The organism is Modestobacter sp. VKM Ac-2977, assembly GCF_026968045.1.
Classification (GTDB): Bacteria; Actinomycetota; Actinomycetes; order Mycobacteriales; family Geodermatophilaceae; genus Modestobacter.
The window spans coordinates 814,782-829,699 of record NZ_JAPVBQ010000001.1 but is presented as its reverse complement, the minus strand read 5'-3'; the positions used below and the strand labels follow the sequence as shown (position 1 = coordinate 829,699).

Here is a 14,918-nt window from a genome sequence, read left to right as displayed (position 1 = left end):
CGAGCCGGTGCAGCGCACGCTGGCCGAGCCGAGGGAAGCCCTCGCGGCGCTCCAGCAGGAGGGGCTGGTCCGGCACATCGGCGTCAGCAACGTGAACAGGTCAGCGGGCGCGCTGGACCCGCCCCTCGTCGAACACCGGCTCGGGCACCTCGCGCACGTGCCCGTCCGCACCGAACAGCAGGAACCGGTCGAACCTGCGAGCGAACCAGCGGTCGTGGGTCACCGCGACCACCGTGCCGTCGAAGGCGTCCAGGGCCTCCTCCAGCGACTCGGCCGACAGCACGTCGAGGTTGTCGGTCGGCTCGTCGAGCAGCAGCAGCGTGGCGCCGGAGAGCTCGAGGAGCAGGACCTGGAACCGGGCCTGCTGGCCGCCGGACAGCGAGCGGAACAGCTGGTCCCCGGAGGGGGCCAGCCCGTACCGGCGCAACGCGGCCATCGCCCGGCCGCGGTCGACGCCCGGTCGCCCCGGCTCGCCGTGCCAGAGCAGGTCGACCAGCGTGCGGTCCAGCCACTCGGGGTGGGCGTGGGTCTGGGCGAAGAACCCGGGGACGACGCGCGCCCCGAGCCGCCAGTCGCCGGTGTGCGCGACGTCCTGGCCGGCCAGCAGCCGCAGGAAGTGCGACTTGCCGGCCCCGTTGGAGCCCAGGACGGCGACCCGGTCGCCGTACTCGACCTCCACGTCGAAGGGGCGCATCAGGCCGGACAGCTCGAGCTGCTCGGCCATCACCACCCGTACGCCGGTACGGCCGCCCCGCAGCCGCATCGTCACGTGCTGCTCCGTCGGGGGCTCCGGCGGTGCGCCGGCCGCCTCGTACTTGGCCAGCCGGGTCTGCATGGCGTGGTAGGTCGACGTCATGGCCGGGGAGTTCTTCGCCTGCTGCTGCAGCGTGCGGACCAGGTCGATCAGCCGCTCGTGCTCCTCGTCCCAGCGCTTGCGCAGCTCGGCCATCCGCTCGTGCCGGGCGGTGCGCGCCGCGGGGTAGCTCGCCCAGTTGCCGCCGTGCACCCACGCCGTCCCGCCCTCGACGGTGACCACCCGGTCGGCGACCCGGGCCAGCAGCTCCCGGTCGTGGCTGACGAACAGCACCGTCTTGCGGCTCTCGATCAGCCGCTCCTCCAGCCACCGCTTGCCGGGGACGTCGAGGTAGTTGTCCGGCTCGTCGAGCAGGAGCACCTGGTCGGGCCCGCGGAGCAGGCACTCCAGGGCCAGCCGCTTCTGCTCACCGCCGGACAGGGTGTTCAGCTCCCGGTACTTGCAGCCGTCGTAGGGCACGCCCAGCGCGGCGACCGTGACGGTGTCCCAGGTGACCTCGACGTCGTAACCGCCGACATCGCCCCAGTGCGCCAGCGCGTTGGCGTAGGCCATCTGGGTCGGCTCGTCGTCGGCCTCCATCATCCGCAGCTCGGCGGTCTCGACGGCGTGCCAGGCCTCCCGGACGGCGGGCGGCGCGAGGTCGACGAGGAACCGCTGGACGGTGGTGTCGTCGCGTACCGAGCCGATGAACTGGCGCATGATGCCCAGCCCGCCGATGAGCGCCACCGAACCGGCATCCGGCGTCAGGTCACCGCTGATGATCCGCAGCATGGTGGTCTTGCCGGCGCCGTTCTCCCCGACCAGCGCAGCGCAGGCGCCCTCACCGACCCGGAAGGCGACGTCGTCGAGGAGCACCCGCCCGTCCGGCAGGGTGAACCGGATCCCCGTGACGTCGACGTAGCCCATGCCGCCATCATCCGCCGACGGCGCCACCGCGTTCCCGGAGGTCAGTCCACCGGTGCCCGGAGGTCAGTCCACCGGTGCCCGGAGGTCAGTCCACCGGTGCCCGGAGGCGATGCCGGGCCAGCCGCTCGACCAGCTCGGGCAACGCCCCGGCGGGGGCGCCGCTGAGCTGCTGCCGGCACTCCTGCACCACCGGCCGGACCACCTGCGGCCGCTGCCCGAGCTCCTCGGCCAGCCGGTCGACGGCCAGGTCGACGGCCAGGTCGACGGCCAGGTCGACGGACGGCTCGGGCTTGACGGTGTGCAGCGCGGCCAACGGCATCGTGGGCCCTCCGGTGCTCGCGCCCCGCGTGCCGCTGACCGGCCCGTCCCCCGGGGTCCTGCTCCGGCACCAGACTGTCCGCACCAGGGGCGGGACCACCAGGGACCTAGGACCCGGTCCGCGTTCTGCAGGGACGCGGCAGCATCGTGCAAGGGACCGCACTCCGGAGGTGGCCGTGTTCTTCCGTGACCGCGCCGATGCCGGCGCCCAGCTGGCCCGCCGGCTGGACCAGGTGCGTGCGGCCGGGCCCGTGGTGCTCGGCCTGCCGCGGGGCGGGGTGCCGGTGGCCGCCCCGGTCGCCGCCGCGCTCGCCGCACCGCTGGACGTGCTCGTCGTGCGCAAGCTCGGGGTGCCCGGCCAGCCCGAGCTCGCCATGGGCGCGGTCGGCGAGGGCGGCGTGGTGGTGCTCGAGGAGCGGGTGCTCCGGGTGGCGGACGTGGTCGACGCCGACCTCACCCGCGTCCGGGACGAGCAGCAGGCGGCGGTCGACCGGCGGGTGCGGCTCTTCCGCGAGGTGCGCCCGCGGGTGCCGTTGGCCGGCCGCACCGTCGTGCTGGTGGACGACGGCATCGCCACCGGCTCGACCGCCCGCGCCGCCTGCGCCGTCGCCCGGGCCCAGGGCGCCGTGCGGGTGGTGCTCGCCGTCCCGGTCTGCTCCCCGGACGCCGTGCCGGCCCTGGCCGCGGCGACCGACGAGCTGGTCGTGCTCAGCAGCCCGCCGGGCTTCCGCTCGGTCGGCCAGGCCTACGCCGACTTCCGCGCCACCGAGGACGACGAGGTGCTCGACCTGCTGCGCGGCCGGTGAGCCCCGGAGGTCAGAAGGCGCCGCTGAACAGCACCGCTCCGGCGGCCAGCAGCATCGCCGCCACGATGATCCCGGCGATCAGCCGCTGTCGGCGGCGTCCGTCCGGGCTGAGATTGCCCATCCCCATCATGGGGGCACGGTACGACGTCGGCCGACGAGGACGGCGTCCCGCCGGGCGGGACCGCGGTCGTCGCCTCCGGATGACGCGGCCGGGCGGCTGTTGCAGGGTGAGGTCGTGCCCGTCTGCGAGACGCTCCGGTTGGTGCCGTTCGAGCCCGAACTGCTCCCGCCCGTGCTGCCCTGGTTCGACCACCCCGACGTGCAGCGCCACCTGGGCGGCCGCAGCTGGCCGGAACGGGAGCTGGCCCTGCGCACCGCCGCCCGGGGCGAGGAGTTCCGCGGCCGGACCGTGTTGCGAGCACGCTCGTTCGTCGCGCTGGACGCCGACGGCGCCCCGGTCGCGCTGATCGGCGGGGACGTCTACGACCGCTGGACGCAGTGGGACCCGGCCACCGAGCAGGTGGTCGCCACCGACGAGCGCCGCACGATGGGCGCCGCCTACGTGGTCGACCCGGCCCGCTGGCGCCACGGGTACGGGACGGCGACGCTCCGCGCCCTCGTCACGGCCGACGCGCTCGCCGACGTCGAGCAGTTCGTGCTCGGTGTCGAGCCGGACAACACCGCCAGCCTGCGGACCGCGGACGCGGTCGGGTTCGGGCCGCTGACCACCGAGCCCGATGCCGAGGGACTGGTCTACCTGCACCGGGCGCGCTGACCAGGACTGTCGGCCCGGGCTGCCAGGGTGTCGGCATGACGGCGGACCTGGCCCGGCTCCGGATGGCGGCACAGCGGCTGATCGGGCCCCGGTGCGCGACCCCGGCCGAGGCGGTGCGCTGGTCGACCGCCGTCCAGGGGCAGGACCTGCCCGGTGCGCTGACCTCGGTGGCGCTGCGCACCGCCGGCGGCACCCGGGCCGCGGTCACCGCCGCACTGGACGCCGGCGAGGTGGTCCGTTCCTGGCCGATGCGCGGCACGCTGCACCTCACGGCCGCCGAGGACCTGCCCTGGATGCTGGAGCTGCTCGGCCCGCGGGTACTGGCCGGCGCGTCCACGAGACGGGCCTCGCTGGGCATCACCGACGCCGAGATCGAGCGGGCACGGGAGCTGGCCGTCGATGCGCTCAGCGGCGGTGGACGGTCGTCCCGGGCCGAGCTGCTCGCTGCGATCTCGGCCGGCGGCGTGCCCACGACCGGTCAACGCGGCTACCACCTGCTCTGGTACCTGTCCCAGACCGGCACGCTCGTGCTCGGCCCGACCGCCGACGGTGACCAGCAGTTCGTGCTGCTCGACGAGTGGGTGCCCACCCACCGCCGGCTGGAGCGTGCGGAGGCCCTCGGCGAGCTGACCCTGCGGTTCTTCTCCTCCCACGGCCCGGCGACCGTGAAGGACCTCGTCCGCTGGGCCGGGGTCCTCGTCCGCGACGTCAAGGCCGGGCTGGCGATCGCCGCACCGCAGCTGGAGCGCCTCGTCGTCGACGGCACCGAGCACTGGATGGACCCGGCCACACCCGCCCGCCTCGCCGCCGCCCGGGCCGAGGCCGACGGCGCGCACCTGCTGCCCGGCTTCGACGAACTGGTGCTCGGCTACGCCGACCGCAGCTGCACCGTGCCGGCCGCGTTCGCCGACCGGATCGTGCCCGGCGGCAACGGCATGTTCCGGGCCACCGTGGTCAGTGGCGGGCAGGTCGTCGCGGTCTGGCGAGCGGGGCGGGGCACGGGCCGGCCCATCGAGCTCGAGCCGTTCACCGATCTGCCCGCGGAGGTGCTGGCCGCCGTGCAGGCGCGGTACACCGCCCTGCCCTGAGCGCGTCGGCCGGAGGTTGGGCAGGGCGGCGCCGGGGGAAGGGACGGGCCATGGAGTACACGCGTCTGGGCAGCACCGGCCTGCAGGTGTCCCGCCTCTGTCTCGGGATGATGAGCTTCGGCGACCCCGCCCGCGGCGGTCATCCGTGGAGCCTGCCCGAGGAGGAGAGCCGGGCGGTCATCGAGAAGGCGCTGGCCGCCGGGATCACCTTCTTCGACACCGCGAACGTCTACTCGGCCGGCTCCAGCGAGGAGATCACCGGCCGCGCGATCCGCGACTTCGCCGACCGGGAGGACGTCGTCCTGGCCACGAAGGTGCACGGCCGGATGCGGCCGGGGCCGAACGGCGCGGGGCTGTCCCGCAAGGCGATCCTGACCGAGCTCGACGCCAGCCTCAGGCGGCTGGGCACCGACTACGTGGACCTGTACCAGATCCACCGCTGGGACCCGGCCACGCCGATCGAGGAGACGCTGGAGGCCCTGGACTCCGCGGTGCGGTCGGGCAAGGTGCGCTACCTGGGCGCGTCGAGCATGTGGGCCTGGCAGTTCAGCAAGGCCCTGCACGTGGCCGGCGAGCGCGGCTGGCACCGCTTCGTCTCCATGCAGGACCACTACAACCTGCTCAACCGGGAAGAGGAGCGGGAGATGCTGCCGCTCTGCGCCGACGAGGGCATCGGGGTGATCCCGTGGAGCCCGCTGGCCCGTGGCCGGCTGACCCGCGACTGGGACTCCCAGACCAACCGGTCGGAGACCGACGAGTTCGGCAGCAGGCTGTACAACGACGAGGACCGGGTGATCGTCGAGCGGGTGGCCGAGGTCGCCGAGGCCCGTGGCGTACCGCGGGCACAGGTGGCGCTGGCCTGGGTGCTCAGCAAGCCGGTGGTGACCGCGCCGATCGTCGGTGTCACCAAGGACCGGCACCTGGACGACGCGGTCGCGGCGGTGGAGCTGCGACTGTCGGCAGAGGAGATCGCCCGGCTCGAGGAGCCCTACACCCCGCACGCGGTGGTCGGCTTCTCCTGAGCACGGGGAGCGGGTGACCCAGCTCGCCCGCCGCGGGGTGACCCGGGTCCACGACACGGAGCCCGGTGTCGGCCACAGTGGAGTCCGTGGCCGGCACCCCCTCCTCCGTGCGCCGGGTCGCCCCGCACCTGTTGGGTCCCCGGCTCCCCCCACTCGCGACCCTCTGGTCGCTGCACCGGGTCCGGGCCCTGTCGGCCGCCTTCTGCCTCGTCGTCCCGCTCACCATCGGGCTCGCGCTCGGCTCCCCGGGTGCGGCATCGGTGGGCGCACTCGCCGGTGGCTTCTCCGCCGTCTACGGGCACTCCCTGCCCTACCGCCGGCGCGCCTGGATCTCGGCCGGGACCGCGGTGGTGATCGTCTGCTCCATCGCCCTGGGCGGCTTCACCGGGAACCGCCCCGTGCTGCTGGTGCTGGTGCTCGGCGGCATCGCCGCGGCGGCCGCCGCCGGGACGGCGATCTGGCGGATCGGGCCGCCCGGGGCGCTCCCGCCCGTGCTGGTCGCCGGCAGCGCCAGCGCCCTCGCCTCCGCCCCGGACGTGGTCGCCCAGCACGTTGCGGCGGCTGCCGCGGCTGCCGCACTGAGCTGGGTCGTCGTCATGCTCCCCTGGTGGTGGGACCCGGCCGGCCCGGAACGGCGGGCCGTGCAGGCGGCGTCGGCCGCGGTCACCGCAGCCGAGGGCGGTGCGCTGGGCCCGACCCGTCCGGGTGCCGTCGCCCGCGCGGTCCGGGGCGCGGTGGCCGCGGTCGCGATGGGCAGCCGCCGGCGCCCCTCACTGGTGACCGAGGTCCAGGAGATCGAGGACCGGTTCGCCCGAGCCCTCCCCCCGGTCGACCCGACCGGCGCCTCCGCCGTACCGGCACCCGACCCGTCGGCGATCCGGCAGCGGCGCACCCCGCTGTGGACGTCGACCGCTGCCCGGATCGGCATCGGGGTCTCCGTCGCCGGGTTGGTGGCGGTCGCGGTGGACCTGCCCAGCCCCTACTGGGCGGCCAGCTCGGCCGTCGCCGTGCTGCTGGGCGTCGACGCGCGGCACACCCGGGCCCGCGCCTTCCACCGGGTGACCGGCACCCTGCTGGGCACCCTGGTCGCCGGGGCGGCGTTCGCCCTGCAGCCCCCGACCGCGGTGACCGTGCTGCTGGTGGCCGTGCTGCTGGTGGCCGTCGAGCTGACCATCGCCCACCAGTACGTCATCTCCGTCGCCTGCCTGACCCCGCTGGTCCTGCTGCTGGTGCACCTGGGCGCACCGGACCGCCCCGGCACCGCGCTGATCGTCGCCCGGATCGAGGAGAACCTCGTCGGCATGGCCGTCGCCCTGCTGGCCGGGCTGTTCCTGTTCGCCCGGGCCGGCAGCCGCCGGTTGCCGGCCGCCGTCACCGCCACGACGGCGTGCGCCGTGGCGGCCGCGCACGCCCCGGCCCGGTCCCCGGCCGACCGCCGGCTGGAGGACGCGCTCGTCACGCTCGACGAGGTGGCCACCGCCGCCCGGGCCGAGCTGTTCTCCGCACCTGGCGCGGATGCCTGGGGGCGCCGCTCCCGCCAGGTGGGTGACCTGAGCTGGGCCCTGCTGGGTGCCCGTGCCCGGGGCGACGCCGCCCTGGCTGCCGCCGTCTCCGCCCGGATCGACGCCGAGCTGGCGGGCTGACTCAGGCCGGGAGGCCGACCAGCCGGGCCGACAGCTCCCACAGCTCACGGGCCCGGACGTCGTCCCGGGCCGAGGGTGCGGTCCAGGTCGGCGACCGGTCCGCGTGGTGTCCGCCGTTGCGCCAGCCGCCGTCCGCGGTGGCCAGCCAGACCAGGGTGTCCGCGCCCTGGGCCGGGGTGCGCATGAACGCGGTCAGCGGCGTGCGGAACGCGAGGCCGGTGATCCCGCCCGAGACCGCGCCGAAGGACGAGGCGACCGCCCCGGGGTCGAAGCACGTGGCGGTGACCTGCGGCGCCCATCGTCGGGCCAGCTCCCGGGTGAACAGCACGTTGCACCACTTGGCCCGCGCGTAGGCACGGGTGGCGAGATGGGGGCCGGCGCTGTCGAGCAGGTGACCGCGCCGGGCCCCGCCCACCCAGTGCATGAACGACGAGGTCGTCACCACCCGCGCCCGCGAAGCCCGCAACTGCTCCTCGAGCAGCCGGGTGAGCAGGTAGGGGGCGAGGTGGTCGACCTGGGTGGTGCGCTCGTGCCCGTCGACGGTCAGCTCCCGCCGGGCGAACGACGCGCCGGCGTTGTGCGCGAGCACGTCGATCCGCGGCAGCTCGGCCAGCTCCGCAGCCAGCCGCCGGACGTCGTCCAGCCGGGCGAGGTCGACGGTGGCCGACCGGACGCCGCCCAGCTCGGCGGCGACCGCAGCGGTCTTCTCCGGCGACCGGCCGACCACCACGACCCGGGCGCCGCTGCGGTGCAGCCGGCGGACCGCCGCCGCACCGATGCCGTCGCTGGCACCGGTGACGACGACGACCGGCCCGTCGCCGCTCAGTTCTTCGGCTCGACCAGGACGAGCGGGATCTTCCGATCCGTCTTGCGCTGGTAGTCCGCGTAGTCGGGGAAGGCGGCGACTGCGCGCTCCCACCACTGGGCGTACTCGTCGCCGTCGATCTCACGCGCCACCCCGTCCCAGACGCGCTCGCCGTCCTGGACGGTGACCTCGTCGGGGTGGGTCTTGAGGTTGAAGTACCAGGTCGGGTGCTTCGGCGCGCCGCCCTGCGAGGCGACCATCGCGTAGACGCCGTCGTGCTCGACCTTCATCAGCGGGTTCTTGCGGACCTTGCCGCTCTTGGCGCCGCGGGTGGTGAAGACGACGACCGGCTCGGTGCGGCCGGGCAGGGTGTTGCCCTCCCTGCCGCCGGTGCGCTCGTACACCTCCACCTGGTCGCGGACCCACTTCTCCGGACTCGGCTCGTACTCACCTTCGACGGGCATGACCCGACCCTAGGTCCCGGGGACCCGGCGCAGTGCGACGCCTCCGACACCGACGACCTCGGCTGAACGGGAGGACCGCTCAGCCGGCGGCGAGCGCCTGCTCGGCCGCCTCGACCTCGGCGTTCCACTCCGGCTTCTCGGCCTGCCAGCGGTCCTCGGTGCGGCCCTGCCGCCAGTAGCCGGAGATGGAGGTGAACGCCGGGTCGAGGCCGCGTTCGGTGCGCAGGTGCAGCCGGAGCTCCTTGACCAGGCCCGCCTCACCGTGCACGAAGACGTGGCCGGTACCGGCCGGCAGCTGGACCGCCTTGACCGCGGTCACCAGGGCCTCCCCCGGTGCCCTGCCCTCGCGGTGCACCCACACGACGGTGACCCCGTCGCCGAGCGCCAGGTCCGCCTGCTGCTCCGCGGGCCCGGCGACCTCCAGGAAGACGAACGCCGGCACGCCTGCCGGCAGCCGGGGCAGGGCGGCAGCGATCGCCGGCAGTGCGCTCTCGTCCCCCACCAGCAGGTGCCAGTCGGCGTCCGGGCTCGGGGTGTAGGCGCCACCGGGACCGAGCAGCTGGATCCGGTCGCCGGGCTGCGCGTTCGCCGCCCACGGCCCGGCCAGGCCGGTGTCGCCGTGGTGCACGAAGTCGATCGTCAGCTCGCCGGCGGCCGGGTCCCAGGAGCGCACCGTGTACGTGCGGGTGACCGGCCAGACCTCGGCGGGCAGCTCGGCGCGCACCCGATCCGGGTCGAAGGGGACGCCGTAGGGCGCACCGGCCGGTGGGAAGAGCAGCTTCACGTAGTGGTCGGTGTACTCACCGGCCGGGAAGCCGGCCAGGCCCTCGCCGCCCAGGACCACCCGGATCATGTGCGGGGTCAGGCGCGAGGTGCGCAGCACCTCGCCCACCCGGGCCACCCGGGGACGGCGGACCCGCTCGTTCCTCGTCGCACTGGTCACCACGGCCTCCTCTGGTCAGGGAAGGCTTGCCTTGCCTCCGGTCGGCACCCTACGCGGCGCCACGACCGCAGCTCCGACCCCTGTTCGCAAGATCGGCGAAATACGGAAATGCCCGTTTGTGCGCCTCCCTCGCAGGGGTATCAGGTGTCCAGCGGAACGGCGCCCCACCGAGGCCACGGTGGGACCCACCGAGCGTTTTCGACCAGGGCACGCGAGTGCTCACACGCCGCCCCGCCACTCCGCACGACCACCCGACCCCGTGGGCCGGTGATGGACCGTGCGCTGGAGCGGGCGTGGTCGACGGGCACGGATGCCCAGGCATCGACGACAGACCACGAACAGCCCATGCAGGACGAGGAGGAACGATGACCCACTCCATCGACACACCGAGGCAGTCCGGCACCAGCGGCGCATCAGACGCTTCCGGCGCGCCCAAGAAGTCCGACGTCGCCAAGGACCAGGCACGCGACGTGGGCAAGACCGCCCAGCAGGCCGGCAGCGACGTCGCCGGCACCGCGTCGGAGCAGGCCAAGCAGGTCGCTCAGGAGACCAAGCAGCAGGCACAGGACCTCGTGCAGCAGGGCGTCTCGCAGCTCCAGGACCAGGTCCGCGGCGGCACGCAGAAGGCCGGCCAGGGCCTGAGCGACATCGCGCAGCAGCTGCGCATCATGGTCGACGGCAGTGACCAGACCCCGTCCGGCCCGGCCGCCGACCTCGTCCGCCAGGCCGGGGACAAGGTCGAGGAGCTGGCCGGCTGGCTGCAGGACCGGGAGCCCGGCGACCTCGTCGCCGAGGTGCGCAGCTTCGCCCGCCGCAAGCCGGGCGCCTTCATGCTCGGCGCGGCCCTGGCCGGCGTCCTCGCGGGTCGGCTGACCACCGGCGTCGTCGCGTCCCACAAGAGCGAGAGCTCCTCGGGCAACGGCGGCCAGCAGCAGCGGGTCGGCTCCGGCTCCCCGGACACCTACGCGACCGAGGCGGCTGGCACCAACTACGTCGCCGGCACCCCGGCCGCCGGTTACGCGACCACCGGCACCACCGGTACGGTCCCGCCGCCGCCGTACGGCACGGTCCCCCCGGAGGGCGCTGCAGTGCCCCCGACCACCGCAGCCGGCTGGGACGACCCGGCCCGCACCCCCGGCGAGGGTCGGCGATGAGCCAGCCGACCGCTCCGGGCGCGCAGCCGTACGGCCAGCCCGGCACCGGGTACGCACAGAGCGGGGCCACCGGTTACGCGGCCCCGCCCGTCCCCGGTGACTACGAGGCCCAGCACGTCGGCAACACGGCGCAGCCGATGACCGACGAGGGTCACCCCGAGGTCGAGGACGTCTCGGTCGGCACGCTGCTCGGCGAGGTGAGCAGGGACCTGTCGACGCTGATGCGCCAGGAGCTCGAGCTCGCCAAGGCGGAGCTCCGCCAGGAGGCGACCGAGGCCACGGTCATCGCCAAGGAAGAGGCGAACAAGGCCAGCGGCATCGCCAAGGAAGAGGCGGCCAAGGCCGGCAAGGGCGCCGGGATGCTCGGTGGCGCCGCCTTCGCCGGCTTCATGCTGGTGCTGTTCCTGAGCCTGGCCCTGATGTGGGCTCTCGCCGACCTGTTCGACAGCCTCGGCTGGGCCACGCTCGTCGTCGCCGTCCTCTGGGGCATCGCCGCGGCCGTCCTGGCCGCGATGGGCCGGAAGAAGCTCAAGCAGGTCGACCCCAAGCGGGTCACCCAGGTGGACCTCAGCCGCTTCAAGTCGCTGAACCCCAAGCCCGAGCAGACCGTGGACACGCTCAAGCAGGTCCCCGGCGCCGTCAAGCCCCACTGACTTCCCCCCACAGCTACTCCGCAGAGGAGAACGACATGACCAGCAGTGACCCGGATCAGATCCGGCGCCAGATCGAGGACACCCGCGCCAACCTCAGCTACGACGTGGACGCCCTCAACGAGAAGGTCAACCCCACGCGGGTCGTCGACCGTCGCGTGGGCAAGGCCAAGAGCGGCATGTCCGGCCTGAAGGACAAGGTCTTCGGTGCCGCACACGACGCCCGTGACCAGGCCGGCGGCCGCGCCTCCCAGGCGCAGGGCCAGGCCCAGGGTGCGGCCCACAATGCTGCGGGCAACGTCCAGGACGCCGCGCACAGCGCCATGGACACCGTCCAGCAGGCCCCCGAGAACCTCCAGCGCCAGGCGCAGGGCAACCCGCTCGCCGCGGGCCTCATCGCCTTCGGTGCGGGCTGGCTGATCTCCTCCCTGATGCCGACCAGCGAGAAGGAGAAGCAGCTCGCCTCGCAGGCCGAGTCGGCGCTCAAGGAGCACTCGGAGCCGCTCAAGGAGCAGGCGATGCAGCAGGCCAAGAACGTGGCCCAGGAGATCGGCGGCAACCTGAAGCCGGCCGCTGTGAGCGCTGCGGGTTCGGTCCTCTCCACGGCTGCCGAGGGCGCCAAGGAGGTCAAGGACGAGGGCCAGCACGCCGCGAAGGACGTCAAGGGCCAGGCCCAGGACTCCAAGCAGAAGGTCCAGGAGAAGTCCTCCTCCTGATCCACGGCAACTCCCCGACGGGCCCCGGTGCAGCTGCACCGGGGCCCGTCGTGCGTCTCGGGCCCGGTGAGGGCGCCCCCTGATCGGGTGAGCACCCCCACCGGGGAACTCCAGCCCGGCCCGGCGTGCGCCGTTCCCCGACAGGACGGACTGCGTCCCCGGCTCGGGGCGGAGCCGGCCGAGAGGACGGAGCGACCGCGGTGGACGCACCCGCACGCGTGCTGGTGGCCGACGACGAGGAGGACATCCGGCACCTCGTCGCCCTCGCGGTCGGCAAGGCCGGCTGCACCGTCGTGGCCGCGGTGGCCGACGGCGCCCAGGCCCTCACCGTGGCACGCGCCGAGCGCCCCGACCTTCTCGTGCTCGACGTCTCCATGCCGGAGGCGACCGGCCTGGAGGTCTGCCTGGCACTGCGCGCCGACCCCGCCACCGACGACTGCCGCGTACTGCTGCTGTCGGCCGGCGCCTCCCCCGACGACGTGGCCCGCGGTCTGGCCACAGGTGCGGACGCCTACCTGCCCAAGCCCTTCACCGTCGCCGGCCTGGTCCGGCAGATCCAGCTGCTGACCGCGGAGCACCCCGGGTGACCGCGATCGCCGATCCCGTCGCCCGCTCCTCCGGGCCGGCGCACCGCACCGGCGTGGCCGGGCTGGGAGCCGCCGCCGTGGGCGCAGCCGGCGTCCTGGTGCTCGTCGTCCGTCCCGCCCTCCCCCTGGTCCTGCTGGCCGGCTCCGTCGTGCTGCTCGCCGTCGCCGACCTGACGTGGCGACTGCACCGGCAGCAGACCGCCGCCCGGGTCCTGGAGGCCCAGCGCCTGGACCTCTTCTCGCAGCGTCAGACGACCGCGGACGAGCTGGAGGTCGCCACCCGGATGCTGCGCGCGCGAGCGGAGACCATGACGAGCGTCATCGACGCGGTCACCGAGCAGTCGATCATCGGCACCGACCGGGACGGTCTCGTCCGGGTGTGGAACCCCGGGGCCGAACGGATGCTCGGGCTCCCCCGGGCCGACGTCGTCCGCACCCGGTCGATCATCGACTTCCATGCCCCCGAGGAGCTGGACACGGAGGAACTGGACGCCGAGGAGCCGGACGCCGGGGGCGGCACCCCGTTCGCCACCCTGGTGCGCGTGGCCCGGGAGCAGGGCAGCGACGTCCGGGACTGGACCTACCTGACCGCCGACGGACGGCGGCTCACCGTGTCGGTGGCGATCACCCCGCGCACCGACGACGACGGCGAGCAGACCGGCTGGAACTTCGTCGGCACCGACATGACCGAGGTGCGCGCCACCGAACGGCTCAAGGACCAGTTCGTCAGCCTGATCTCCCACGAGCTGCGCACCCCGCTCAGCTCGATCCTGGGGTACCTGGAACTCGTCCTGGACGATCCGGAGCAGCCGCTGACCGGGGAACAGCGGCAGTACCTGGGCACCGTCGAACGCAACGCGCAGCGCCTGCTGCGGCTGGTCGGCGACCTGCTGTTCACCGCCCAGGTCGACGCGGGCCGGTTCACGCTGCAGCCCGCGCAGGTCGACCTGGCCGGCATCGTCCGGTCCGCCGAGGAGACCGCCCGGGTCACCGCCACGGCGCGCGGGGTGGCGATGTCCGTCGACGTCCCGGACGGCGGGCTGGTCGTCTCCGGTGACGCGCTCCGCCTGGGGCAGGCCTGCGACAACCTGGTGTCCAACGCCGTCAAGTTCACCCCCGCCGGCGGCCGGGTCGCCCTGCGGCTGCAGACGGCCTGGCGGAACGCGGACGGTGCGCTCGTCGACGTCCCCACTGCCGGCGCGACGCCGGTGGCGCTGCTGTCGGTCAGCGACACCGGCGTCGGCATCCCGAACAGTGAACAGGGGAGGCTGTTCACCAGCTTCTTCCGCGCCTCGACCGCCCGGCGCAACGCCGTCCCGGGAGTGGGGCTGGGCCTGACCATCACCAAGGCGATCACCACCGCGCACGGCGGCACCCTGGACGTGGTGAGCGCCGAAGGACGCGGGACGACGTTCGCCCTCGCGCTGCCCCTCCCGGCCTGAGGGACCCCCGCCGCATCTTGCGGTTCTCTTGCGGATCGCTGGTGGGAGCCCTGCGGATGGCCCTCCAGAGTCGTGTCTGTCGCCGGGAGCACCCGCCGACACGGCCAGACCAGGGAGACGCAGACATGACCGCCACCACCCGCACCCGGACCGCCCGCAAGGTCATCGGCTCGCTCGGCATCGTCGGCGCCGCTGCCGCCGTCGCCGGCATGGGCACCTTCGGCACGTTCACCGACAGCACCGCCCCGCTGAACGCCTCGGTCGCCTCGGGCACCCTGTCGCTGGACCTCAACTCGGTCAACAGCACCGCCACGCTGCCGATGAACGCCGCCGGCTTCGTCCCCGGGGACTCGATCAGCCGCTCGGTCGACCTGGTCAACACCGGGAACCTCGGCTTCGCCGGCATCCAGCTCACCTCGAGCGCCACCGTCTCCAGCGTGCTGGACACCGACAAGGCCAACGGCCTGCAGCTGAGCGTCACCTCCTGCTCGGTGACCTGGACCGAGTCGGTCGTCAACGGCGTCGCCACCTACACCTGCAGCGGCGCCAAGACCCCGGTGGCCACCGGCCCGGCCGTGACCAACGTCGGCTTCCTCAACGCCGCGAGCCTCGCCCCGAAGGGCACCGACCACCTCGTCGTCACCCTGACCCTGCCGGAGACGGCCGACAACACCTTCCAGGGCAAGACCTCCACCCTGGACCTCCGCTTCACCGGCACCCAGCAGACCGGCACCAACCGCTGACGCGGTTGCCCCTGCCCACCCGCTGACCCCGCCCCGGAGGAA

At 74.2% G+C, this 14,918-nt stretch carries 16 protein-coding genes; 11 read left to right on the top strand and 5 right to left on the bottom strand.

What is annotated here, in order from left to right:
- Positions 1 to 100 precede the first annotated feature (100 nt).
- Positions 101 to 1,720, bottom strand: coding sequence for an ABC-F family ATP-binding cassette domain-containing protein (locus tag O2V63_RS04050; RefSeq protein ID WP_269166283.1), 1,620 nt, complete (start codon positions 1,718 to 1,720; stop codon positions 101 to 103).
- Positions 1,721 to 1,805: 85 nt separating this feature from the next.
- Complete coding sequence (locus O2V63_RS04045; RefSeq protein ID WP_269166282.1) at positions 1,806 to 2,039, bottom strand: hypothetical protein; 234 nt, start codon at positions 2,037 to 2,039, stop codon at positions 1,806 to 1,808.
- A 169-nt stretch (positions 2,040 to 2,208) separates the two neighbouring features.
- On the opposite strand from O2V63_RS04045, the gene O2V63_RS04040 reads away from it, so the two are divergent.
- From O2V63_RS04040 to O2V63_RS04020, 5 genes are all read left to right on the top strand, one after another.
- Entirely contained in the window at positions 2,209 to 2,844 is a 636-nt protein-coding gene (locus tag O2V63_RS04040) for a phosphoribosyltransferase (protein ID WP_269166281.1), read from the top strand.
- A gap of 235 nt (positions 2,845 to 3,079) precedes the next feature.
- Positions 3,080 to 3,619: a GNAT family N-acetyltransferase gene (locus tag O2V63_RS04035; RefSeq protein ID WP_269166280.1), complete on the top strand. Its 540-nt coding sequence runs from the start codon at positions 3,080 to 3,082 to the stop codon at positions 3,617 to 3,619.
- Positions 3,620 to 3,654: 35 nt separating this feature from the next.
- The gene (locus O2V63_RS04030; protein ID WP_269166279.1) at positions 3,655 to 4,707 is read left to right on the top strand and encodes a winged helix DNA-binding domain-containing protein; all 1,053 of its coding nucleotides are present in this window, start codon (positions 3,655 to 3,657) and stop codon (positions 4,705 to 4,707) included.
- 50 nt (positions 4,708 to 4,757) lie between these two features.
- The gene (locus tag O2V63_RS04025) at positions 4,758 to 5,729 is read left to right on the top strand and encodes an aldo/keto reductase (protein WP_269166278.1); all 972 of its coding nucleotides are present in this window, start codon (positions 4,758 to 4,760) and stop codon (positions 5,727 to 5,729) included.
- Positions 5,730 to 5,815: 86 nt separating this feature from the next.
- Positions 5,816 to 7,372 (top strand): FUSC family protein, encoded by a 1,557-nt coding sequence (locus tag O2V63_RS04020; RefSeq protein ID WP_269166277.1) that lies wholly within the window; start codon positions 5,816 to 5,818, stop codon positions 7,370 to 7,372.
- 1 nt (position 7,373) lies between these two features.
- Here O2V63_RS04020 and O2V63_RS04015 read toward each other — a convergent pair whose 3' ends face one another.
- The 3 genes from O2V63_RS04015 to O2V63_RS04005 all read right to left on the bottom strand — a co-directional run bounded on the left by O2V63_RS04015 (position 7,374) and on the right by O2V63_RS04005 (position 9,584).
- Positions 7,374 to 8,291, bottom strand: coding sequence for an SDR family NAD(P)-dependent oxidoreductase (locus tag O2V63_RS04015; protein WP_269166276.1), 918 nt, complete (start codon positions 8,289 to 8,291; stop codon positions 7,374 to 7,376).
- Complete coding sequence (locus tag O2V63_RS04010) at positions 8,195 to 8,641, bottom strand: nitroreductase family deazaflavin-dependent oxidoreductase (RefSeq protein WP_269166275.1); 447 nt, start codon at positions 8,639 to 8,641, stop codon at positions 8,195 to 8,197. The genes O2V63_RS04015 and O2V63_RS04010 overlap by 97 nt, the downstream gene beginning before the upstream one ends.
- A gap of 79 nt (positions 8,642 to 8,720) precedes the next feature.
- Positions 8,721 to 9,584, bottom strand: a complete 864-nt coding sequence (locus O2V63_RS04005; protein WP_269166274.1) for a siderophore-interacting protein — start codon at positions 9,582 to 9,584, stop codon at positions 8,721 to 8,723.
- Positions 9,585 to 9,949: 365 nt separating this feature from the next.
- Between O2V63_RS04005 and O2V63_RS04000 the strand changes: the two genes are divergently transcribed.
- The 6 genes from O2V63_RS04000 to O2V63_RS03975 all read left to right on the top strand — a co-directional run bounded on the left by O2V63_RS04000 (position 9,950) and on the right by O2V63_RS03975 (position 14,876).
- Positions 9,950 to 10,738, top strand: a complete 789-nt coding sequence (locus O2V63_RS04000) for a hypothetical protein (RefSeq protein WP_269166273.1) — start codon at positions 9,950 to 9,952, stop codon at positions 10,736 to 10,738.
- Positions 10,735 to 11,391, top strand: a complete 657-nt coding sequence (locus tag O2V63_RS03995) for a phage holin family protein (protein WP_269166272.1) — start codon at positions 10,735 to 10,737, stop codon at positions 11,389 to 11,391. The genes O2V63_RS04000 and O2V63_RS03995 overlap by 4 nt, the downstream gene beginning before the upstream one ends.
- Positions 11,392 to 11,426: 35 nt before the next feature.
- A complete protein-coding gene (locus tag O2V63_RS03990) occupies positions 11,427 to 12,104 on the top strand; it encodes a DUF3618 domain-containing protein (protein WP_269166271.1) in 678 nt (225 codons plus the stop codon).
- A 200-nt stretch (positions 12,105 to 12,304) separates the two neighbouring features.
- A complete protein-coding gene (locus tag O2V63_RS03985) occupies positions 12,305 to 12,691 on the top strand; it encodes a response regulator transcription factor (protein ID WP_269166270.1) in 387 nt (128 codons plus the stop codon).
- Positions 12,688 to 14,133 carry a sensor histidine kinase gene (locus tag O2V63_RS03980; protein ID WP_269166269.1) on the top strand — a complete coding sequence of 482 codons (1,446 nt, stop codon included), beginning with the start codon at positions 12,688 to 12,690 and terminating at the stop codon, positions 14,131 to 14,133. Before O2V63_RS03985 ends, O2V63_RS03980 begins: the two co-directional genes overlap by 4 nt.
- A gap of 125 nt (positions 14,134 to 14,258) precedes the next feature.
- Positions 14,259 to 14,876: a TasA family protein gene (locus O2V63_RS03975; RefSeq protein WP_269166268.1), complete on the top strand. Its 618-nt coding sequence runs from the start codon at positions 14,259 to 14,261 to the stop codon at positions 14,874 to 14,876.
- Positions 14,877 to 14,918 lie beyond the last annotated feature (42 nt).

What these genes read in the sequence shown, in the direction of transcription:
- O2V63_RS04045 (WP_269166282.1), bottom strand. Translation starts at nt 2,039, where the DNA reads ATGCCGTTGGCCGCGCTGCACACCGTCAAGCCCGAGCCGTCCGTCGAC.
- O2V63_RS04030 (WP_269166279.1), top strand. Translation starts at nt 3,655, where the DNA reads ATGACGGCGGACCTGGCCCGGCTCCGGATGGCGGCACAGCGGCTGATC.
- O2V63_RS03990 (WP_269166271.1), top strand. Translation starts at nt 11,427, where the DNA reads ATGACCAGCAGTGACCCGGATCAGATCCGGCGCCAGATCGAGGACACC.
- O2V63_RS04050 (WP_269166283.1), bottom strand. Translation starts at nt 1,720, where the DNA reads ATGGGCTACGTCGACGTCACGGGGATCCGGTTCACCCTGCCGGACGGG.
- O2V63_RS04000 (WP_269166273.1), top strand. Translation starts at nt 9,950, where the DNA reads ATGACCCACTCCATCGACACACCGAGGCAGTCCGGCACCAGCGGCGCA.
- O2V63_RS04025 (WP_269166278.1), top strand. Translation starts at nt 4,758, where the DNA reads ATGGAGTACACGCGTCTGGGCAGCACCGGCCTGCAGGTGTCCCGCCTC.
- O2V63_RS04010 (WP_269166275.1), bottom strand. Translation starts at nt 8,641, where the DNA reads ATGCCCGTCGAAGGTGAGTACGAGCCGAGTCCGGAGAAGTGGGTCCGC.
- O2V63_RS03995 (WP_269166272.1), top strand. Translation starts at nt 10,735, where the DNA reads ATGAGCCAGCCGACCGCTCCGGGCGCGCAGCCGTACGGCCAGCCCGGC.
- O2V63_RS03975 (WP_269166268.1), top strand. Translation starts at nt 14,259, where the DNA reads ATGACCGCCACCACCCGCACCCGGACCGCCCGCAAGGTCATCGGCTCG.